Annotated in this window: 18 protein-coding genes; 10 read left to right on the forward strand and 8 right to left on the reverse strand. The window is 58.8% G+C overall.

The genetic code is table 11. The annotated features are described in order from the left end of the window. Positions 1–222: 222 nt before the first annotated feature. Positions 223–1812 (forward strand): alpha-glucoside-specific PTS transporter subunit IIBC, encoded by a 1590-nt coding sequence (locus tag LRL22_RS18600; protein ID WP_005342439.1) that lies wholly within the window; start codon positions 223–225, stop codon positions 1810–1812. Next, complete coding sequence (locus LRL22_RS18605) at positions 1809–3134, forward strand: 6-phospho-alpha-glucosidase (protein WP_206665121.1); 1326 nt, start codon at positions 1809–1811, stop codon at positions 3132–3134. The genes LRL22_RS18600 and LRL22_RS18605 overlap by 4 nt, the downstream gene beginning before the upstream one ends. 64 nt (positions 3135–3198) lie before the next feature. Here the strand turns inward: LRL22_RS18605 and LRL22_RS18610 are convergent, their stop codons facing one another. Then, positions 3199–4203 carry a substrate-binding domain-containing protein gene (locus LRL22_RS18610; RefSeq protein WP_270906083.1) on the reverse strand — a complete coding sequence of 335 codons (1005 nt, stop codon included), beginning with the start codon at positions 4201–4203 and terminating at the stop codon, positions 3199–3201. A 434-nt stretch (positions 4204–4637) separates the two neighbouring features. Here LRL22_RS18610 and LRL22_RS18615 point away from each other — a divergent pair, with 434 nt between their 5' ends. The 7 genes from LRL22_RS18615 (at position 4638) to glpG (ending at position 10778) form a co-directional block, all read left to right on the forward strand. Then, positions 4638–5759 (forward strand): branched-chain amino acid ABC transporter substrate-binding protein, encoded by a 1122-nt coding sequence (locus LRL22_RS18615; protein ID WP_005339442.1) that lies wholly within the window; start codon positions 4638–4640, stop codon positions 5757–5759. Positions 5760–5825: 66 nt separating this feature from the next. Further along, on the forward strand, positions 5826–6752 hold the full coding sequence (livH, locus tag LRL22_RS18620; protein WP_005339439.1) for a high-affinity branched-chain amino acid ABC transporter permease LivH: 927 nt from the start codon (positions 5826–5828) through the stop codon (positions 6750–6752). Beyond that, positions 6752–8020 (forward strand): high-affinity branched-chain amino acid ABC transporter permease LivM, encoded by a 1269-nt coding sequence (locus LRL22_RS18625; protein ID WP_005355922.1) that lies wholly within the window; start codon positions 6752–6754, stop codon positions 8018–8020. Before livH ends, LRL22_RS18625 begins: the two co-directional genes overlap by 1 nt. Then, entirely contained in the window at positions 8017–8790 is a 774-nt protein-coding gene (gene livG, locus LRL22_RS18630) for a high-affinity branched-chain amino acid ABC transporter ATP-binding protein LivG (RefSeq protein ID WP_005357323.1), read from the forward strand. The genes LRL22_RS18625 and livG overlap by 4 nt, the downstream gene beginning before the upstream one ends. A 10-nt stretch (positions 8791–8800) precedes the next feature. After that, a complete protein-coding gene (locus LRL22_RS18635; protein WP_201944488.1) occupies positions 8801–9502 on the forward strand; it encodes an ABC transporter ATP-binding protein in 702 nt (233 codons plus the stop codon). Between the two features lie 122 nt (positions 9503–9624). Then, complete coding sequence (gene glpE / locus LRL22_RS18640; RefSeq protein WP_005355913.1) at positions 9625–9948, forward strand: thiosulfate sulfurtransferase GlpE; 324 nt, start codon at positions 9625–9627, stop codon at positions 9946–9948. Further along, a complete protein-coding gene (glpG, locus tag LRL22_RS18645) occupies positions 9945–10778 on the forward strand; it encodes a rhomboid family intramembrane serine protease GlpG (RefSeq protein WP_270906084.1) in 834 nt (277 codons plus the stop codon). Before glpE ends, glpG begins: the two co-directional genes overlap by 4 nt. Before the next feature lie 66 nt (positions 10779–10844). On the opposite strand, the gene LRL22_RS18650 is transcribed toward glpG, so the two are convergent. After that, the gene (locus tag LRL22_RS18650) at positions 10845–13280 is read right to left on the reverse strand and encodes a VolA/Pla-1 family phospholipase (protein WP_270906085.1); all 2436 of its coding nucleotides are present in this window, start codon (positions 13278–13280) and stop codon (positions 10845–10847) included. 300 nt (positions 13281–13580) lie between these two features. Between LRL22_RS18650 and ubiK the strand changes: the two genes are divergently transcribed. After that, complete coding sequence (gene ubiK / locus LRL22_RS18655; RefSeq protein ID WP_005339429.1) at positions 13581–13838, forward strand: ubiquinone biosynthesis accessory factor UbiK; 258 nt, start codon at positions 13581–13583, stop codon at positions 13836–13838. Between the two features lie 54 nt (positions 13839–13892). Here the strand turns inward: ubiK and LRL22_RS18660 are convergent, their stop codons facing one another. From LRL22_RS18660 to rho, 6 genes are all read right to left on the reverse strand, one after another. Then, entirely contained in the window at positions 13893–14906 is a 1014-nt protein-coding gene (locus LRL22_RS18660) for a GGDEF domain-containing protein (protein ID WP_005355901.1), read from the reverse strand. Between the two features lie 71 nt (positions 14907–14977). Continuing rightward, positions 14978–15109, reverse strand: a complete 132-nt coding sequence (locus tag LRL22_RS18665) for a hypothetical protein (protein WP_270657385.1) — start codon at positions 15107–15109, stop codon at positions 14978–14980. Positions 15110–15125: 16 nt separating this feature from the next. After that, positions 15126–15824 (reverse strand): NAD(P)H-flavin reductase, encoded by a 699-nt coding sequence (fre, locus tag LRL22_RS18670; protein ID WP_005339423.1) that lies wholly within the window; start codon positions 15822–15824, stop codon positions 15126–15128. A 146-nt stretch (positions 15825–15970) separates the two neighbouring features. Next, on the reverse strand, positions 15971–17440 hold the full coding sequence (gene ubiD / locus LRL22_RS18675) for a 4-hydroxy-3-polyprenylbenzoate decarboxylase (protein WP_204382394.1): 1470 nt from the start codon (positions 17438–17440) through the stop codon (positions 15971–15973). Positions 17441–17473: 33 nt separating this feature from the next. Continuing rightward, positions 17474–18466, reverse strand: coding sequence for a hypothetical protein (locus tag LRL22_RS18680; protein WP_216979824.1), 993 nt, complete (start codon positions 18464–18466; stop codon positions 17474–17476). Between the two features lie 108 nt (positions 18467–18574). Beyond that, positions 18575–19840, reverse strand: coding sequence for a transcription termination factor Rho (gene rho, locus LRL22_RS18685; protein WP_005339417.1), 1266 nt, complete (start codon positions 19838–19840; stop codon positions 18575–18577). Positions 19841–19855 lie beyond the last annotated feature (15 nt).

Consider the following 19855-nt stretch of genomic DNA (forward strand, 5'->3'; position numbering starts at 1 on the left):
TGCATAAAAACAATAACTTAAATTTAAACTAAAGCTGCAAGAACATCACAAAACCAAGAGGTACAACAATATCGCAAAAGTTAGACATCTTTGTCTAAATAACTGCATGCGTCAGATCACATTATTCCAAGATATTTCATGAGGTCTCTTTTTATCGTTGCTAATTTGCATCTGGCAACACCGGCAAGGATTCGATTAGCTATTTCAACCAAGGGACAATATATGCTCAGTCAAATTCAACGTTTTGGCGGAGCAATGTTCACTCCTGTACTGCTTTTTCCTTTTGCAGGTATGGTAGTAGGCATTGCAATTATGCTGAAAAACCCGATGTTTGTCGGTGAATCACTGGCAAACCCACAAGGATTATTTTTTCAGATCATCCATATTATTGAAGAGGGTGGCTGGACAGTATTCAGAAATATGCCGCTAATATTTGCCATTGGCCTGCCAATCGGTCTGGCAAATAAGGCACAAGCCAGAGCCTGTCTGGCTGTATTGGTCAGTTTCATGACCTGGAACTATTTTATCAACGCCATGGGCATGACCTGGGGCAGTTATTTCGGGGTCGACTTCAGTCAGGATGTAGGGGGTGAAAGTGGCCTCGCCATGGTAGCGGGGATCAAGACCCTTGATACCAGCATCATAGGGGCCATCGTCATCTCCGGCATCGTGACGGCACTGCACAACCGCCTGTTTGATCGCCAACTGCCGGTCTTTCTCGGCATCTTTCAGGGCAGCTCCTTTGTTACCATTGTCGCCTTCTTCGTGATGATCCCCTGCGCCTGGCTGACCCTGATCGGCTGGCCAAAAGTACAGATGGGCATCGCCTCCCTGCAGAATTTCATGCTGGTCTCGGGTCCGGTCGGGGTATGGGTATACACCTTCCTCGAGCGGATTTTGATTCCGACCGGCCTGCATCACTTTATCTACGGCCCCTTCATCTTCGGCCCTGCGGCAGTAGAGGGAGGCATTCAGCTCTACTGGGCGCAACACATGCTGGAGTTCAGCCAGAGCACTCGCCCGCTGATTGAACAGTTCCCTCAGGGTGGTTTTGCCCTGCACGGCAACTCGAAGATTTTCGGTGCCATGGGGATTGCTCTGGCCATCTATGCCACGGCAGCCAAAGAGAACAAGGCCAAGGTGGCAGGCCTGCTGATCCCGGCCACCCTGACCGCCATTCTGGTCGGTATCACCGAGCCACTGGAGTTCACCTTCCTCTTCATCTCGCCGCTGCTGTTTGCCATCCACGCCCTGCTGGCAGCCACCATGTCGACTGTGATGTACCTGTTTGGTGTGGTAGGCAACATGGGTGGAGGTCTGCTCGACCAGTTCCTGCCGCAGAACTGGATACCCATGTTCCACAACCATGCGGGAATGATGTTCACCCAGATCGCTATCGGATTGGTCTTTACCGGCATCTGGTTCCTGATATTCCGCGCACTGATTATCCGGCTCAATCTTAAAACACCGGGCCGGGAAGACAGTGAAATAAAGCTTTATTCCAAGTCGGATTATCAGGCAGCCAAAAACCAGCGTGGCAGTGATAGTGCAACACAAATTATCGAAGCGCTTGGTGGAGTCAAAAATATACGCAGTCTGAATAATTGTGCCACCCGCTTAAGAATATCGTTGGTTAACAGCAAGCTGGCAGCAGCAGATGAGGAGTTTATTAAATTGGGTGCCCATGGGGTCGTCCGCCATGGCGATAGTATCCAGGTAATTATCGGTCTGCATGTACCTCAGGTACGTGAAAATATGGAATCGATTATGAACAACAGTCATCAACAATCATCTTTAGTAATGGAGTCATGATCATGAAAAAATTCTCTGTAGTCATTGCCGGTGGTGGCAGCACTTTTACTCCTGGTATCGTTCTGATGTTGCTGGAAAATCAGCATCGCTTCCCGCTCAAGGAGATCAAATTCTACGACAACGATGGTGCCCGTCAGGAGATCATCGCCGAAGCCTGCAAAATCCTGCTGAAAGAGAAGGCTCCCGAGATCGCCTTCAGCTATGGCACCGACCCCAAAGCAGCATTTAGCGATGTAGATTTTGTCATGGCCCATATCCGGGTTGGCAAATATCCAATGCGCGAGCTGGACGAGAAGATCCCGCTGCGTCATGGCGTGGTCGGTCAGGAGACCTGCGGCCCGGGCGGTATCGCCTACGGCATGCGCTCCATCGGCGGGGTGCTGGAGCTGGTCGACTATATGGAGCAGTACTCACCCAATGCCTGGATGCTCAACTACTCCAACCCGGCCGCCATTGTGGCTGAAGCGACCCGTCGCCTGCGTCCCAATGCCAAAATCCTCAACATCTGCGACATGCCGATCGGGATCGAGGGGCGCATGGCCCAGATTGCCGGTCTCAAATCCCGCAAAGAGATGCGGGTACGCTACTACGGCCTCAACCACTTTGGCTGGTGGACCCGCATCGAAGATCTGGAAGGCAACGACCTGATGCCGAAGATCAAGGAGCACGTCGCCCGCCACGGCTATGTGCCCAATAGCGCCAGCCATGCCGAAGCAAGCTGGAACGATACCTTCGCCAAGGCAAAGGATGTGTGGGCGCTCGACCCGGATACCCTGCCTAACACCTATCTGAAGTACTACCTCTACCCGGACTATGTGGTGGCCCACTCCAATCCGGAACACACCCGTGCCAACGAGGTGATGGAGCACCGCGAGAAGCAGGTCTTCACCGCCTGTAGCGACATCGTCAAGGCAGGCAATTCAGCAGCGGGCGAGCTGGAGATCGATGAACACGCCTCCTATATCGTTGACCTGGCAACCGCCATCGCCTTCAACACTCAGGAGCGGATGCTGCTGATCGTTCCCAATCGCGGCGCCATCCCCAACTTTGACCCGGAAGCCATGGTCGAGATCCCCTGCCTGGTCGGCAGCAGCGGGCCAGAGCCGTTGCAAGTGGGCAGCATCCCGCTGTTCCAGCAGGGCATGATGGGTCAGCAGGTCGCGGTCGAGAAACTAGTGGTCGAAGCCTGGGTCGAGCACTCTTACCAGAAGCTGTGGCAAGCCATCACCCTCTCCAAGACAGTGCCCAGTGCATCGGTGGCCAAGTCCATTCTGGATGACTTGATAGAGGCCAACAAAGCCTACTGGCCGGAACTGAAATAACCCGCCCATAAACAAAAACCCCCTCGTGATAGAGGGGGTTTTTCGTGTTGGCAACGGGTGCGGATTAACGCAGCGGTTTGACCGAGCGGCGGACGATCAGCTCGGGCTGTACCGTCATCGACTCCACTTCCAGCTCCTTGTTGCGGATCCGGCTGACCAGATGCTTCACCGCCAGCTGGCCCAGTTCGGCCTTCGGGTGGCGGATGGTGGTCAGCGGCGGGCTGGAGAAGCGCGCCATCTCCACATCGTCGTAGCCGATGATGGAGATATCGTCCGGCACCTTGACTCCCGCTTCCCAGGCAGCGCAAATAGCGCCGATCGCCATGGGATCGTCGAAGGCAAAGACCGCGGTCGGACGAGGCTGCAGGGCCAGAATGCGCTGCATGGCATCGAAGCCGCTCTGGCTCTCGTAATCCCCTTCAAAGACCTGTTCATCTTTGAGGGTCAGACCGTGCTCGCCCAGCGCATCACGTACCCCGTCCAGCCGCTGCTGGGTGGTCGGCTTGGAGAGCTGGCCAGTGATGCAGACGATGTCGCGGTGCCCCAGCTCCAGCAGATGGCGTACGGCCATGCGGGCACCGGTTCGGGCGTTGTCGTTGATGACGTTGGCGAAATCGCACTCCGTGCCCCAATCCAGTACCACCTGCGGCACGTTCTTGTGGATGCGCAGCATGTCACGCAACGGGGTGTCGATATCGGTACCCAATACCAGCAGTCCATCCACCCGTTTTTCCATCAGCATTCTCAGGTAATGCTGTTGGCGAGGCGGCTGGTTTTCGGTGTTGCAGAGGATCAGGCTGTAGCCCTGTTCGAAGCAGTACGCTTCAACCCCTTGCACCACTTCTGCGAAGAAGGGGTTTACGCTGGTGGTGACCAGCATACCAATGGTCTTGGTCGAATTTATTTTAAGACTGCGCGCTACCGAGTTGGGCGCGTAGTTGAGTTCTGCCACCGCCTCAATCACTTTCTGGGTCGCGTCTTCGCTGACCCGCCGAGTGTGGTTGAGCACATGTGAGACGGTGGAGATGGATACGCCTGCGCGCGAGGCGACATCCTTGATAGTGGCCATCTCTGTCTCCTGACTGTCAAAGGCGGAACATTAGCAGATTTCCCGAATAAAGGCTTGGTTTTAACGAGCTCTGCCACGGAATTGTCAATGCCGGCTAATTTAGGCGCTCATTTCTGTTTGCGCAAATGGATTGTGGTCAAAATGGGAGCGCTGTCAGAGTAAAATATCACCAGATTAATCCTCTGGCGTTTGTCAGAATCACCTCTCGTTACCAAGATGTTAAGTCAACAAATCAAAATTAAGCTCTGATTAGCCGAAAATAACAGGTCATTTATTTCAAAATCCGCCTATTCAACCCCCTCTGGTTAGTATCTTTAACAGCTTGTTATTGCCCCGTGAGGAATGATAGAACCATACCTATAGCCGGATGCACGGGATGTAGATCCGGAATGGCACACGGAAATGAAACAATCCACTGATTAAGGGACGAATCAATGCATAAGTTGAGCAAAATCACAGTTGGCGCAGCGGTTTCTTTGGCTCTGTTTGGATCGATCTCCATCGCCCACGCGGCAGACACCATCAAGATAGGTATCGCAGGCCCGGTCACCGGCCCGGTCGCCCAGTACGGGGACATGCAGTTCACCGGCGGCAAGATGGCGGTCGAGCAGATCAACAAGGCTGGCGGCATCAATGGCAAGCAGATCGAAGCGGTCGTCTATGACGATGCCTGCGATCCCAAACAGGCGGTGGCCGTTGCCAACAAGGTGGTGAACGACGGCGTCAAGTTCGTGGTCGGCCACCTCTGCTCCGACAACACCCTGCCCGCCTCCGACATCTATGAAGACGAGGGGATCCTGATGGTCACCCCCGCCTCCACCAACCCCAAGATCACCGAGCGCGGTTACCAGCTGACCCTGCGCACCATCGGCTTGGATAGCGATCAGGGCCCGACTGCCGCCAAATACATCATCGAGCAGGTCAAACCCCAGCGCGTCGCCGTTATCCACGACAAGAAGCAGTACGGTGAAGGGATCGCCTCCAGCGTCAAAGCGGCGCTCGACAAGGCTGGCGTGAAAGTGGTGGCCTTTGAAGGGATCACCGCCGGTGACAAGGACTTCTCCGCCCTGATCGCCAAACTGCAGAAAGAGAACGTCGATTTCGTCTACTACGGCGGCTATCACCCTGAGCTGGGTCTGATCCTGCGTCAGGCTGGCGAGAAGGGGCTGAAAGCCAAGTTCATGGGCCCGGAAGGAGTGGGTAACAAGGATATCTCCGCCATCGGTGGCCCGGCTTCCGAAGGCCTGCTGGTGACCCTGCCGAACAAATACGATCTGGTGCCGGCCAACGCCCCGCTGGTTGCAGCGTTCAAGGCCAAGGGTCAGGACTCCTCCGGCCCGTTCGTCTGGACTACCTATGCCGCGGTGCAAACCCTGGCCGCCGGTATCGCCAAGGCGGGTGAAGATGACCCGGCTGCCGTTGCCGCCGCCATCAAGGCCGCACCGATCGATACCGTGATGGGCCCCCTGACCTGGGCACCGAACGGTGACCTGAAAGGCTTCGAATTCGGTGTGTTCCAGTGGCACGCTGACGGTACTTCCAGCCAAGTCAAATAATCTGCCGATCGGGGGTGAGTACGCTCACCCCCTCCTCTCTTTGCGGGCAAGTACAGGGAACGCAGTATGTCCGAACACCTCCTTTATCTCGTTCAGCAACTGCTGAACGGATTAACCATAGGCAGCACCTATGCGTTGATCGCCATTGGCTACACCATGGTCTATGGCATCATCGGCATGATCAACTTCGCCCACGGCGAGGTGTACATGATCGGCTCCTATGTCGCGTTTATGGTGATGGCGGGGCTCATGATGATGGGCATCGACAGCACCTTTCTACTGCTGGGGGGCGCCTTCCTGGTCAGTATCATCATCACCGGCACCTATGGCTGGAGCATCGAACGGGTCGCCTACCGGCCACTGCGCGGTGGCAACCGGCTGATCCCTCTCATCTCCGCCATCGGCATGTCGATCTTCTTGCAGAACATGATGCGGATGGCACAGGGCTCGCGGGATATCGCCATGCCCAGCCTGATCTCAGGTGGCTGGACCCTGGGGGGTGAGGATGGTTTTCAGGCCAGCCTCTCCTATATGCAGTTGATCATCTTCGTGGTGACTTTCATCACCATGCTGGCGCTGACCCAGTTCATCGGCCGCTCCCGCATGGGCCGCGCCTGCCGCGCCTGTTCGGAAGATATCAAGATGGCCAACCTGTTAGGGATAGACACCCATGTAGTCATCTCCATCACCTTCGTGCTGGGGGCCGCGCTGGCCGCCGTCGCCGGGGTGCTACTCGGCATGTATTACGGCGTCATCAATCCCTACCTCGGCTTTATGGCCGGTCTGAAGGCCTTCACTGCCGCTGTGCTGGGCGGTATCGGCAGCATTCCGGGCGCCGTACTGGGCGGCCTGCTGCTCGGCGTGGTTGAAGCGCTCACCGCCGGTTATCTCAGCACCGAGTACAAGGATGTGATGGCGTTTGCCCTGCTCATTTTTGTGCTGCTCTTTATGCCGACCGGCATTCTGGGTCGTCCGGAAGTGGAGAAAGTGTGATGAAACATCAATTTATCCACGCCTGTATCGCCAGCCTGGTGTTGCTGGTGCTCTCTTTCTGGCTGCTCGGCTTCAAGCTGGAGACCGATGGCTCCAGCCTGCAGGTAGTGAGCCGCCTCGATGTGTCGCTGGCCTGGCTGCTGGGGGGAGCCACCCTTGTTTTCTGGTTCCAGATGCTGCGCGGCCAGATCGCCAAGCTGTTTCAGGCCTCCATCAGCGGTTTCTCGGTCGGCTTCACCAAGCTGGTGCTACCGAGCCCGGAAGAGGCACCCAAGCTCTATAACCTCACCGCCGTGCTGGTGCTGCTGTTCGCGGTGAGCTGGCCCTTTATGGCCTCTCGCGGCGCCATCGATCTCGCCACCCTTACCCTGATTTACATCATGCTGGGGCTGGGGCTGAACGTGGTGGTCGGCCTCGCCGGCCTGCTCGATCTCGGCTATGTCGGCTTCTACGCGGTCGGTGCCTACAGCTATGCCCTGCTCAACACCTACTTCGGACTGAGCTTCTGGGAGTGCCTGCCCATCGCCGGGCTGATGGCCGCTACCTTCGGCTTCCTGCTCGGTTTCCCGGTGCTGCGGCTGCGGGGGGACTATCTGGCCATCGTCACCCTGGGTTTTGGCGAGATCATCCGCATCCTGCTCAACAACATGACCACCCTGACCGGCGGCCCGAACGGGATCTCCGGTATTCCCAAACCGACCCTGGGGGGGCTGGAGTTCAACCGCACCGTCAAGGATGGCGGCTTTGATACCTTCCACAACTTCTTCGGCATTACCTACAACGCCAACCACAAGGTGATCTTCCTCTACCTGATGGCGCTGGTGCTGGTGGTGGTGACCCTGTTCGTCATCAACCGCCTGCTGCGCATGCCGCTGGGCCGCGCCTGGGAAGCGCTGCGGGAAGACGAGATCGCCTGCAAATCGCTGGGGCTCAACCCCACCATCATCAAGCTGACCGCCTTCACCATAGGCGCTACCTTCGCCGGTTTTGCGGGTAGTTTCTTTGCCTCGCGGCAGGGCTTTATCAGCCCGGAATCCTTCGTCTTTATCGAATCGGCCATTGTGCTGGCGATTGTGGTGCTGGGTGGCATGGGCTCCCAGATCGGGGTGGTGCTGGCGGCCATCGTGATGACGGTGCTGCCGGAGCTGGCCCGCGAATTCAACGAGTATCGCATGCTGATGTTCGGCCTCTTGATGGTGTTCATGATGATCTGGCGGCCACAAGGACTGCTGCCGATGACCCGTCCGCATCTGGAGTTGAAGAAATGAGTACACATCAGAAGTTAATGGAAGTCTCTGATTTGTCGATGCGCTTCGGGGGCCTGCTGGCCGTCAACGGGGTCAAACTGGATATCGACAAGGGCGAGGTGATCTCCATCATCGGCCCCAACGGCGCGGGCAAGACCACCATCTTCAACTGCCTGACCGGCTTCTACAGCCCAAGCGGCGGCACCATCCGTTACAAGGGTGAGGAGATCCAGGGGCTGCCCGGCCACCTCATCGCCCGCAAGGGGATTGTGCGTACCTTCCAGCACGTGCGGCTGTTCAAGGAGATGACGGCGGTGGAGAACCTGCTGGTTGCCCAGCACCAGCACCTCAACACCAGCTTTATCGCCGGCCTGTTCAAGACCCCGGCCTTCCGCCGTGCCGAGCAGGAGGGGCTGGAGCGGGCCGCCTTCTGGCTGGATAAAGTGGGCCTCAAGGATCTTGCCAACCGCGCCGCCGGTAATCTGGCCTACGGTCAGCAGCGCCGCCTCGAGATCGCCCGCTGCATGGCGACCCGTCCCGAGCTGCTGATGCTGGACGAACCGGCCGCCGGTCTCAACCCGAAGGAGACCGACGAGCTGGACGAGCTCATCATGAGCCTGCGGGACGAATTCGGGGTCTCGGTGCTGCTGATCGAACACGATATGAAGCTGGTGATGGGCATCTCCAACCGCATCTTCGTGGTCAGTCAGGGCACCCCGCTGGCCCACGGCAAGCCGGATGAGATCCGCAACAACCCGGCAGTGATCAAGGCCTATCTGGGCGAGTCGTAAGGACAAAAAGATGTTAGAACTTCGCAACGTATCGACCCACTACGGCAAAATTCAGGCACTGCACGATGTCAGCATCGAGGTGAAAGAGGGGGAAATCGTCACCCTGATCGGCGCCAACGGCGCAGGCAAGACCACCCTGCTGATGACCCTCTGCGGCGAACCCAAGCCCAGCAGCGGCTCCATCTGGTTTGAGGGGGAACAGATCAGCTCCCTCACCACCGCCCGCATCATGCGCAAGGATATCGCCGTGGTGCCGGAGGGGCGTCGCATCTTCGCCCGCCTGACGGTGGAGGAGAACCTGCTGATGGGCGCCTTCTTCGTCGACAAGGCCGAGCAGCATGGCCTGCTGGATCAGGTGTTTACCCTGTTCCCGCGCCTGCACGAGCGCCTGCAACAACGGGCGGGCACCATGTCCGGCGGCGAGCAGCAGATGCTGGCCATCGGCCGTGCCCTGATGAGCAAACCGCGCCTGCTGCTGCTGGATGAACCCTCGCTGGGGCTGGCCCCCATCGTCATCCAGCAGATCTTCGACACCATCGAACAGTTGCGGCAGAAGGGGATGACCATCTTTCTGGTGGAGCAGAACGCCAACCAGGCGCTCAAGCTGGCCGACCGCGGCTATGTGCTGGAGAACGGCCACGTGGTGCTGCAAGACACGGGCGCCGCCCTGCTGGCCAACCCGGCAGTGCGGCAGGCCTATCTGGGCGGTTAACCCACTGACCAGCATGCCATATCGACAAGGGAGCCGCTGGCTCCCTTATCTTTTGTGGGGTTAGTTTGCGCCCAAGCTTGCGGTACACTGGCCCGTAATCAACCTATTCGCAGGACATCTCGATGGACCAGTTTGCCCATATCAATGCCCATGATGCCCACCAGAAACTGAGCGCGGGTGAAGCCCGTCTGGTGGATATTCGCGACCCGCAATCCTTTGAAGCGGCCCACGCGGTCGGCGCCTTCCACCTCACCAACGGCACCCTGGTGCGCTTTATGAACGAAGTGGATTTCGATACCCCGGTCATCGTGATGTGCTACCACGGCAACAGCAGCCAGGGGGCTGCCCAATACCTGCTGCAACAGGGTTATGACGAGGTCTACAGTCTGGATGGCGGCTTCGAGGCGTGGCGCCGGGAGTTTCCCATCGAGGCAGGCGAGGCATGATCCAGCTGCTAGTGCTCGACAACGCCCGCATGGCACAGGCGCTGGTGGACTATCTGGCGACCCTGGGGATCTCCTGCGAGCTGACCCAGTCCGAGCTGGGGGTCACCATCTGGCTGGCGGACGAGCAACGCCTCGCTCAGGCCCAACTGGAGGTGAAGCGCTTTCTGGCCGAGCCGGGCCACCCGCGCTATATGGAAGCCTCCTGGCAATCCGGCCACGCCGATGCCCGCATCGACTACAGCAAGGGGATGACGGATCCCATCACCGATTTCCTCCATCAGGCGGGGCCACTGACGCTGATGGTGATCATCGCCTGTCTCGCCATCTACGGGATCGAGGCCATCGGCCTGCCCATCTACGATGAACTGGCATTCCACCCGACGCTTGCCCAGTTCACCGACTGGCAGGCGTGGCGTTATTTCACCCCCGCCCTGATCCACTTCTCGGTGCTCCATCTGGTGTTCAACTTGCTGTGGTGGTGGTATCTCGGCGGCCAGATCGAGCAGCGCCTCGGCAGCGGCAAGCTGCTGATCCTGCTGCTGGTGGGCGCCGCCCTGCCCAATATCGCCGAGTTCTTTGCCAGCGGCCCGCTGTTTGGCGGTCTCTCCGGCGTGGTCTATGCCCTGCTCGGCTACTGCTGGCTGCGCAGCAAGCTACTACCGGCCTGCGGCCTCACCCTGCCACCAGCATTGATGGGCTTTATGCTGTTCTGGATGGTGCTCGGCTTCTTCGACATGCTCGGCACCAGCACGGCCAATATTGCCCACCTGACCGGCCTGCTGGTCGGCCTGCTGCAAGGCTGGCTGGATCGCAACCACCAGCCGACCTGATTATTCAGCAGTTGCAGAAACGAGAACGCCGCCCCGAGGGGCGGCGTTTTTTTACGCGATGAGCAGTTACTGCTTGATCAGGGTGTCATCGGTTACCTTGACCGCCGCGCCACCGCTCATAAAGAAGCTGGCGAACTGGGTCTGGATCTCGGTGGTGACCGCGCCAGCCTGATCGAAGTTCTCGTCAGGTGCCAGCAGCGAGCTATGGCCCCCTTTCAGGAAGCGGGCTGCATGGTGACCCGCCGGGAGCACGCCGGACCCTTTCAGCTCTTGCAAACCCAACACCCGGAACAGCGGCTCGGTGCCACCCAGCGGCGCAGAGGCGATGCTGTTGGGGATCACCTGATCCGGCAAGCTGAGCGCACCATCGCCAACAATTTCGGTGGCGAACAGCGGGAAACTCTTGGCGACACCACTGCCCAGATTGATCGGGTCCGCAGAGTCCAGCACTGACTGGGCGGCAAAGGTATAGCTCTGCAAGGTGCTCGCCGCACCCGCCTGCGTGGCCGCATCCAGACTGGGCAGGAACTCGTTGACGAAGCAAGTGGCGGCAGCCGTTTTGCAATTCGGTGCATAGGCGGTAAAGCCCGCTTTCAGCGCCGGACTGCCCGAGGTAAGCACGCTCATCTTGATGGTCGGCCCGAAGCTCGGCGAGTTGAGCAACAACGGCGCGATGCCGCCACCCGGCATCGCCAGACCACCGGTATCGAACTTGAACAGGGCATCAGCCTGAGCACTGCCGGTGGTCTGGTTGGCGACAGCCAGCAGATTGGCCCCGGTAATGGCACCGAGTGAGTGACCAAGGAAGTGAACTTTCAGACCGGCACCACCCAATTGGCCACCCAATCCCTGGGTGTTGGCCAGACCGACAGCCAGTCGCAGTCCCAGCAGATCGGCCACGCTCTGTTTCAGGTTGTCCCGCGCCACCGTCAGATAACCCAGATTCAGGTAGGGAGTCGGGTTCTCGGAGGTGGTGACGGTATCCATGCTGCCGCTCAAAGCGTAGCCACGTTCGCCGTGCAGCGGGTGATCGATCACTACCACAGCGACGCTCTTGCTGGCTGTGGCACCTGCGCCGATTTGGCCCAGCGCCAGCGCATAGGCGTTCTCCTTGATGGAGGTAACCCCGTGCTGATAGATGATCACATCGGTGATGGTATTGAGCGGTGCAGCGGCGAAGATCCGCAGCGGTACCGATTGTACTTCGCTCAGGGTCGGCAACGGGTTGAAACGGCCGATATTGCGCTCGGCATCCAGCGGCTTGCCACCAGAGGTGAGGGTCACCCCGATCAGCTTGCTCGCCTCGGTCAGCAGTTCACTCTGACGGCTCGGGTCGGTGATCAGCTCACCCAGCAATGCCGGGTCCACGCCCGCCCCGACCAGTCCACCGATCACCTCGGTATCGCCCGCTTTCAGCGCGTTGGCGATGGCATAGAGGCTGGGAATGGCGCCGTGCCAGGATTGGGTCTTGGCCTTGTCCCAGGAGCCGGCTATCGGCGGGGTTGAGAGGAAGTAAGGGAGTTTGACGGTACCGGTATACACCTTGGTTAGCTGGGCAACCCCGTTAAGCGGCGTACCAACACCAAAGGCGGCTGTCAGTGCATCTTTCTGATCCTGCGGCAAGAATGGCTCATTCGCCAGCTGGGTCAGAAAATCCACCCCGCCATTAAGACCATTGATGGTATAGGTTGCCGGCAGGCTGGTGTTGCCTCTGGCATCTTGTTTCCACAGAGCCGCGGCGTCCAGGCTCGGGCTCTTCAGCACCGAAGCGGCGGCACTTTTCACTGCCAGCAGCACATCGGCACCAGATTGGGTGGCAAACCAGTCGGAGAAGATCACCCGATCGCTGGTGATCCCGGTGGCCGCTTTGAACAGACCTTCCTGCAGCGAGATCAGGCCGTTGATGGTCTGCTCCTGAGTAGTTGCGCCAGCTGTCGATTTGAAGCTGCTGTAATCGCCTCCCGCCTTGAGCGGTGTGCCGCGACTGTCCTTGAGGGCATCGGTCGCCACGATCATGTAGTAAGAAGAGGGATTGAGCGGCTTGAGCGGAACCAGATTGAGCTTGCCGTCCCCGCCAGTGACCACAAAGTCGGTCCCATAAACCAGTGGCTTGCCGCCCTTGACTCCGTTGGGTTGCAGAGTATCAGGATCCAGCGTGAGCTCGAGCAGGTAGAGGGGCGCAACGGCAGAGGCATACTCGCTGGCCCCCGGTGCCGGCACAGAGACACCGGTCACGGTCGCCGTTACCAGCTGGACGGGTTGGGTGGTTGACCAGCCATCCAGGGTAGAGAGAGCAGATACCGGGTTCGACAGATCCTGAGTCTCGGTTGAAAACTTCAGAGTACCGTCGCTGGCACGGGGAGCCAGTACACTCGGGCGAAGACCACTGGCACCACTCAGGGCATAATCGAGGGAGCTGGTGGTGTCTCCCTTGTTGTCATCTCCACCACATCCGGCCAGCAGGGCGCTGACAACAGCTGCATAAATTAGCTTCTTCTTCATTTTTTATTCTCTTTTTATAAGGTTGTTATCCATCACAAGCCAACGGGGTCATCACGACCTCGACTGCAAAACGTTAACATAAAACCAACACCAAATAAGACTCATGCCGGACAGTTCTGGCTCAGCTTTGTGGTGCATGTCATGGTTTCAGGTTAACAAAGGGGCGCAAGGGTAGCAGTTGTAGCCCCATCACCAGACCCGACCAGCCAGCGGGCACCATCACGACTAAAAAGCCGCCGCGATCTCGGCAAAGTGAGGGAATTGTCGGTAGAATGTCCGCCAACGCTTAAGGAGGACATCATGATCGACCCGAAGAAACTGGAAGAGATCGCCAAGCAGGTGCACAACTCCCTGCCGCCCGGCATTCGCAGCATGGGTGAAGAGGCCGAGAAGAAGATGCGTCAGGTACTGCAAGCCCAGCTGGGCAAGCTGGATCTGGTCAGCCGCGAAGAGTTCGACGTGCAGACCAAGGTGCTGCTGCGTACCCGTGAAAAACTGGCCGCCCTCGAAAGCAAGCTGGCTCAGCTCGAGCAGCAGCTCGGCGCCAAAGGCGAATAACGAAAACCCCAGCTCGGCTGGGGTTTTTGCTTTGAATTGAACCTGTAAAAAACATCACACCTGAAGCAGATACCAGGCCCGCTTGCCGCGCGCCTTGGCCTCATACATGGCACGGTCGGCCACCTCCAATGCCTGTCGGAAGCTCAATGGCTCCTCCTCCCACAGGGCGATGCCGATACTCAGCCCCACCCGTTGCGGGCAACCGGGTTTGGGCACATAGCCATGCATCCGGCTGATCAGGGCGTCAGCCAGTTGCGCCAGGCCATGGCTCGACACATCCCGGTGCAGATGCACCACAAACTCGTCGCCGCCGTAACGGCCGCATAGCGCCGAGCCAGGCATAATAAGGCGCAGCCAGTCCGCCATCTGCTGCAACACCAGATCGCCGCAGGCATGGCCCAGCTGGTCATTGATCCCCTTGAAATCATCCAGATCGATAAAGAGCAGCGCCCCCGCCCCTTGCGGCTGCAGTTGGGCAAACGCCTTGCCAAACCCCTGCCGGTTGAGCAAGCCGGTCAGCGCGTCGCTGTTGGCGCGCTCCGCCAGTCGCTGCTCATAAGCCTTGCGCTGGGTGATATCGATATGGGAGCCCATGATCCGCAGCGGCTTGCCATCGCCATCCCGATCGACGACCCGACCCCTATCCCACAGCCAGGTGACCTCGCCTTGCGGATTGATGGTGCGGTATTCGGCTTCATAGAAGGGGGTTTTGCCCTCAAGGTGGGCAAAGTAGCTGCCCATGGCATGGGCGCGATCGTCGGGATGGAGCTTGGCGCTCCACTGATCGAAATGAGGGGCCATGTCACCGGCCTGAAAGTTCTGCAGATTGAAGACCCGCAGCTCGCCGGTGGGAATGGTGCCCTGCCAGAGACAGATGCCGGTGCCATCGAGGGCGGCATTGAGCTTCTCCTGCAACAGGCCGTTTTCATGCTGCAAAGCGGCGATCTCTGCCTGCAAACGGGCCATTTCACCGCCATGAGGGGACGGGATCAGCGTTGCGACCCGCTCGACAGAGCCGGTCTCTCCCCTGTCATCCTCCGCAGATGCCCTGCCCTCTTCACTCAACACTGCGCCTCCTTGTGCTCGCTCTATGGATGCTCTTGTCAATCCCCCACAAAGATGCCATCAGCTAGGCTCGATTAGTAGCCATTCATAGCCAAAATATTGAAAAATAATGGGATAACGCCGCGATAATCCAACCATTCGGTACGATCAGGTACTGCTGCAGCCACAAAAATAAAAGCCCCCGGCAAAACCGGGGGCTGCGTCATCCAGACGGGAATCCCGTCAGATAAATTCGTAGGCATCACCAAAGATGCGCTCCGGCTCGGCGCCAAGGATCTTGAACTCCTCACGCGCGGCACCCGCCATCTCGAAACGGCCGGCGACATAGATGTCGTAGTCGTGGAGGCTGACGAAGTCATCCATAATCGCCTTGTGTACCAGCCCGCTCTTGCCGGTCCAGTCAGCCTCAGGCTCCTGCACCACCGGGATAAAGGTGAGCGGCGCATAGTCACGCTCCCACTGCTGCATCTGCTCCAGCTCATAGAGCCAGTGAGCCTGACGCACACCCCAGTAGAAGAACACTGGACGCTTGCTGCCCGTGTCGATCAGGTACTCCAGAATGGAGCGGGCGTAAGAGAAACCGGTGCCGCCCGCCATCAGGATCAGCGGACGGGGGGATTCATCGCGCAGGAACGCCTTGCCAGCCGGCAATTCAACCTCGATCTCCCCCTGCTCGCGCATGCGGGCCAGCACCTGACCGGCGTAGGCGTTTTCGGGAGTGGCACCAATTTGCAGCTCCAGCACGCCCGGGCGGGTCGGCGAGTTGGCGATGGAGAAGGGGCGCTTGTCCGAATCGCTCATCACCACCAGCAGATACTGGCCCGGCTTGAAGCTGATAGCTTGCTGCGGCGTCAGGGCCACATGCCAGATGGTGTCGACATATTCGCGCAGTTCCTCTACGCGGCATTTGATACGTTGCATTCTTGTCCTTGTGGCGGGCTCGCTCGGCCCGCTTCGCTCATTGTTTCACTATGGAGTGACGACCAGCAGCCCTGGCCCCGTCAGTCGAGAATACTCAAATCAGTGCGGATCGCATCACTTTTTGCAGCAAAGCTGTCATGTTTGCCTCATACGAGGATATTGAGCTCATCCCAGATGGCATCAACCTTCTGCTTCACCGCCTCATCCTGAACTATGGGCTGACCCCACTCCCGATTGGTCTCGCCCGGCCACTTGTTGGTGGCATCCAGCCCCATCTTGGAGCCGAGGCCGGAGACCGGCGAGGCGAAGTCCAGATAGTCGATCGGGGTGTGCTCGATCAAGGTAGTGTCCCGTGCCGGGTCCATCCGGGTGGTGATGGCCCAGATCACATCCTTCCAGTCGCGAGCGTTGACGTCATCGTCACACACCACCACGAACTTGGTGTACATGAACTGGCGCAGGAATGACCAGACTCCCAGCATCACCCTCTTGGCGTGGCCCGGGTAACGCTTCTTGATGGTCACCACCGCCATCCGGTAGGAGCACCCCTCCGGCGGCAGATAGAAGTCCACAATCTCGGGGAACTGCTTCTGCAGCAGCGGCACGAATACCTCGTTCAGCGCCAGACCCAGTACCGCCGGTTCATCGGGCGGACGGCCGGTGTAGGTGCTGTGATAGATGGCATCGCGCCGCTTGGTGATGTGGGTGATGGTGAAGACCGGGAACTCGTCCACCTCGTTGTAGTAGCCGGTGTGGTCGCCATAAGGGCCTTCCGGCGCCATCTCGCCCGGCTCAAGATAGCCTTCCAGCACGATCTCGGCGCTGGCGGGCACCTCCAAATCGCAGCTGATGGCCTTGATCACTTCGGTACGGCTGCCGCGCAGCAGACCGGCAAAGGCATATTCGGAGAGAGTATCCGGCACCGGCGTCACCGCGCCGAGGATGGTCGCCGGATCGGCACCGAGTGCCACCACCACCGGGAATCGCTCACCGGGATGGGCCTCCTGCCACTCGCGAAAATCGATGGCACCGCCACGATGATCGAGCCAGCGCATGATCAGCTTGTTCTTGGCGATCTTCTGCTGGCGATAGATGCCGAGGTTCTGCCGCTTCTTGTAGGGGCCACGGGTGATGGTGAGGCCCCAGGTGACCAGCGGCGCCACATCGCCGGGCCAGCAGTGCTGGATCGGGATCTGGTCGAGATCGACCGCATCTCCCTCCTGCACCACCTGCTGGCAGGGGGCGGAAGAAAGGCGCTTGGTCGGCATGTTGAGCACCTGCTTGAAGATCGGCAGCTTCTCCATCAGCTCCTTGAATCCCTTGGGCGGCTCGGGCTCCTTGAGATAGGAGAGCCAGACCCCGACCTGACGCAGGGCGCCCACATCGGGCTGCCCCATGCCCATGGCAACCCGATCAGGGGTACCGAACAGGTTGGTCAGCACCGGCATGGTGTAGCCTTTGGGATTTTCGAACAGCAGAGCCGGGCCACCCGCACGCAGGGTGCGATCGCTGATCTCGGTCATCTCCAGATAGGGATCTATCTCGCGGGTGATGCGCTTGAGTTGTCCGTTTTGTTCCAGCTGCGCGATGAAATCACGCAAATCCTTGTATTTCATGCAAGTTCCCAACCGGGTTCAGGAGGTCACGCATTATAACCCTGGCTGCCCATCGGGTGTACCCGAATCGGGTAGCAGACTCGGTGCAATGGGTGGCACGTCACGATGGCCGAGGCGTCTGGCCAGTGCAGAGAGCAGCTGGGGCTCGTCCACCTCCATCAACAGACCGGCCACCAGCGCCCCGTATTGACGGTTGGAGAGTTCCGCCAGCAGGTATTTCTGGGCTTGCGGCGGCAAGGGGGAGAGTGCGCTCAGCTGCCGCAGGGCGGCTCCCTTCAACCCCTCGTTGCCACTGGCGGCAATCAGCAGATCACTTGCGGCACTGCCGTGATGAAAGCGGTTAATGGTGGAGAGTGCGCGCAGCGCATCCTGATCTGCCGGCCGCCGCCACAGCATGCTATAGAGCGCCGGTTCGCCGGTGCGCTGCAACAGATGGAACAACAGGTGATTGTCGGGCAGATAGATATTCTGGCTGGCCAGCGCTTGCGCCTCCCGCATCCAGATCGGTTGCGGCAAGGTGTCGAGGGCCAGCAACAGGGCTTGCTGCTGCATGGCGAGATCGGGGTTACTGCTGTAGTAGATGGACTTTAGCTGGAAGCTGCCCTGGGCAAGCTGCTGCCGATAGCGCTGCATCAGTGATTGCAGCTGCCACTCCCCCAGCAACTGACGGGCCTGCGCGGCAAAATCATAGACAGGTTGCTGCACCAGAAAACCGTCGACCTGCTGCTCCATGAGCCACTCGGGTGCCTTGTCGGCCTGAGCCTCGACCCACTGTTGCAACGCAGGGGATGCAGGGGAGGTAGCGGGAATATCCCGCAGCAGCTGCAACAGCAGGAACTCCCGCCGCTCGCGACTCAGGGTCGCCAGCAGAGAGTCGATGGCTGCAAATTGCCCCTCCTGCAGACGGCCCGCCAGATAGCGCTGGTGAGTCTGCAACGTCTCGGCTGCCACCGCGATCGGAGCACTTTGCGCGCAGGCTGGCATTGCACTCAGCAACCCCAGCAATAACCAGAAAACAGGCTTCATGACGTCTCCATCCATGTGACATCGGGATCTCATACTACTAGGGCGACCGGAAAACAGATAAACAAAAACCGCGACCAGGGCCGCGGTTTCGTCATTTTCTGACCGGACTTACTTCTGCTGGCGCCGCATGGCGTCAAAGAACTCGTCGTTGGTCTTGGTCATCGCCAGCTTGTCGATGAGGAATTCGATACCGTCGATCTCGCCCATCGGGTGGACAATCTTGCGCAGGATCCACATCTTCTGCAGCTCGTCACCTGAGGTGAGCAGCTCTTCTTTACGGGTGCCTGAGCGGGTGATGTCGATAGCCGGGTAGACACGCTTCTCGGCAATCTTGCGCGAGAGGTGCAGTTCCATGTTGCCGGTACCCTTGAACTCTTCGTAGATAACCTCATCCATCTTGGAACCGGTATCGATCAGCGCGGTGGCGATGATGGTCAGGCTGCCACCCTCCTCAACATTACGCGCGGCGCCGAAGAAGCGCTTGGGACGGTGCAGGGCGTTGGCATCCACACCACCGGTCAGTACCTTGCCGGATGACGGGATAACTGTGTTGTAGGCACGGGCCAGACGGGTGATGGAGTCCAGCAGGATCACCACATCTTTCTTGTGCTCGACCAGACGCTTGGCCTTCTCGATCACCATTTCGGCAACCTGAACGTGACGGGAAGCAGGCTCGTCAAAGGTGGAAGCGATCACTTCACCCTTCACCATGCGCTGCATCTCGGTCACTTCTTCCGGACGCTCGTCGATCAGCAGAACGATCAGTTCACAGTCCGGGTGGTTGTAGGCGATGCTCTGGGCGATGTTCTGCAGCAGCATGGTCTTACCGGCCTTGGGCGGCGCCACGATCAGGCCACGCTGGCCTTTACCGATGGGGGAAGCCAGGTCCAGTACACGGGCGGTGATATCTTCGGTAGAGCCATTACCCCGTTCCATACGCAGACGTTCGTTGGCATGCAGGGGGGTAAGGTTTTCAAACAGGATCTTGTTGCGGGAGTTTTCCGGGCGGTCGTAGTTGACCTCATTGACCTTGAGCAGTGCGAAGTAGCGTTCGCCCTCTTTCGGTGGCCGGATCTTGCCGGAGATGGTATCGCCGGTACGCAGGTTGAAGCGGCGGATCTGGCTCGGGGAGACGTAGATATCGTCAGGGCCTGCCAGATAGGAGCCGTCTGCACTGCGCAGGAAGCCGAAACCATCGGTCAGGATTTCCAGCACACCGTCGCCAAAGATATCTTCACCACCCTTGGCGTGCGCCTTGAGGATTGCAAAAATAATATCTTTCTTGTGCGCCCGAGCCAGATTTTCCAACCCCATGGATTCGCCAAGCTTGACCAGCTCGGACACAGGAGTGTTCTTTAATTCAGTCAGATTCATAGTGGTGAAAGTCTG

It is taken from the genome of Aeromonas sp. PI_26, from assembly GCF_027854445.1.
GTDB classification, from domain to species: Bacteria; Pseudomonadota; Gammaproteobacteria; order Enterobacterales; family Aeromonadaceae; genus Aeromonas; species Aeromonas veronii.

Bases quoted from the DNA above. Each gene is read 5' to 3' on its own strand.
- LRL22_RS18600 (WP_005342439.1), top strand. From the start codon at position 223: ATGCTCAGTCAAATTCAACGTTTTGGCGGAGCAATGTTCACTCCTGTA.
- LRL22_RS18605 (WP_206665121.1), top strand. From the start codon at position 1,809: ATGATCATGAAAAAATTCTCTGTAGTCATTGCCGGTGGTGGCAGCACT.
- LRL22_RS18610 (WP_270906083.1), bottom strand. From the start codon at position 4,203: ATGGCCACTATCAAGGATGTCGCCTCGCGCGCAGGCGTATCCATCTCC.
- LRL22_RS18615 (WP_005339442.1), top strand. From the start codon at position 4,638: ATGCATAAGTTGAGCAAAATCACAGTTGGCGCAGCGGTTTCTTTGGCT.
- livH (WP_005339439.1), top strand. From the start codon at position 5,826: ATGTCCGAACACCTCCTTTATCTCGTTCAGCAACTGCTGAACGGATTA.
- LRL22_RS18625 (WP_005355922.1), top strand. From the start codon at position 6,752: ATGAAACATCAATTTATCCACGCCTGTATCGCCAGCCTGGTGTTGCTG.
- livG (WP_005357323.1), top strand. From the start codon at position 8,017: ATGAGTACACATCAGAAGTTAATGGAAGTCTCTGATTTGTCGATGCGC.
- LRL22_RS18635 (WP_201944488.1), top strand. From the start codon at position 8,801: ATGTTAGAACTTCGCAACGTATCGACCCACTACGGCAAAATTCAGGCA.
- glpE (WP_005355913.1), top strand. From the start codon at position 9,625: ATGGACCAGTTTGCCCATATCAATGCCCATGATGCCCACCAGAAACTG.
- glpG (WP_270906084.1), top strand. From the start codon at position 9,945: ATGATCCAGCTGCTAGTGCTCGACAACGCCCGCATGGCACAGGCGCTG.
- LRL22_RS18650 (WP_270906085.1), bottom strand. From the start codon at position 13,280: ATGAAGAAGAAGCTAATTTATGCAGCTGTTGTCAGCGCCCTGCTGGCC.
- ubiK (WP_005339429.1), top strand. From the start codon at position 13,581: ATGATCGACCCGAAGAAACTGGAAGAGATCGCCAAGCAGGTGCACAAC.
- LRL22_RS18665 (WP_270657385.1), bottom strand. From the start codon at position 15,109: ATGACGCAGCCCCCGGTTTTGCCGGGGGCTTTTATTTTTGTGGCTGCA.
- fre (WP_005339423.1), bottom strand. From the start codon at position 15,824: ATGCAACGTATCAAATGCCGCGTAGAGGAACTGCGCGAATATGTCGAC.
- ubiD (WP_204382394.1), bottom strand. From the start codon at position 17,440: ATGAAATACAAGGATTTGCGTGATTTCATCGCGCAGCTGGAACAAAAC.
- LRL22_RS18680 (WP_216979824.1), bottom strand. From the start codon at position 18,466: ATGAAGCCTGTTTTCTGGTTATTGCTGGGGTTGCTGAGTGCAATGCCA.
- rho (WP_005339417.1), bottom strand. From the start codon at position 19,840: ATGAATCTGACTGAATTAAAGAACACTCCTGTGTCCGAGCTGGTCAAG.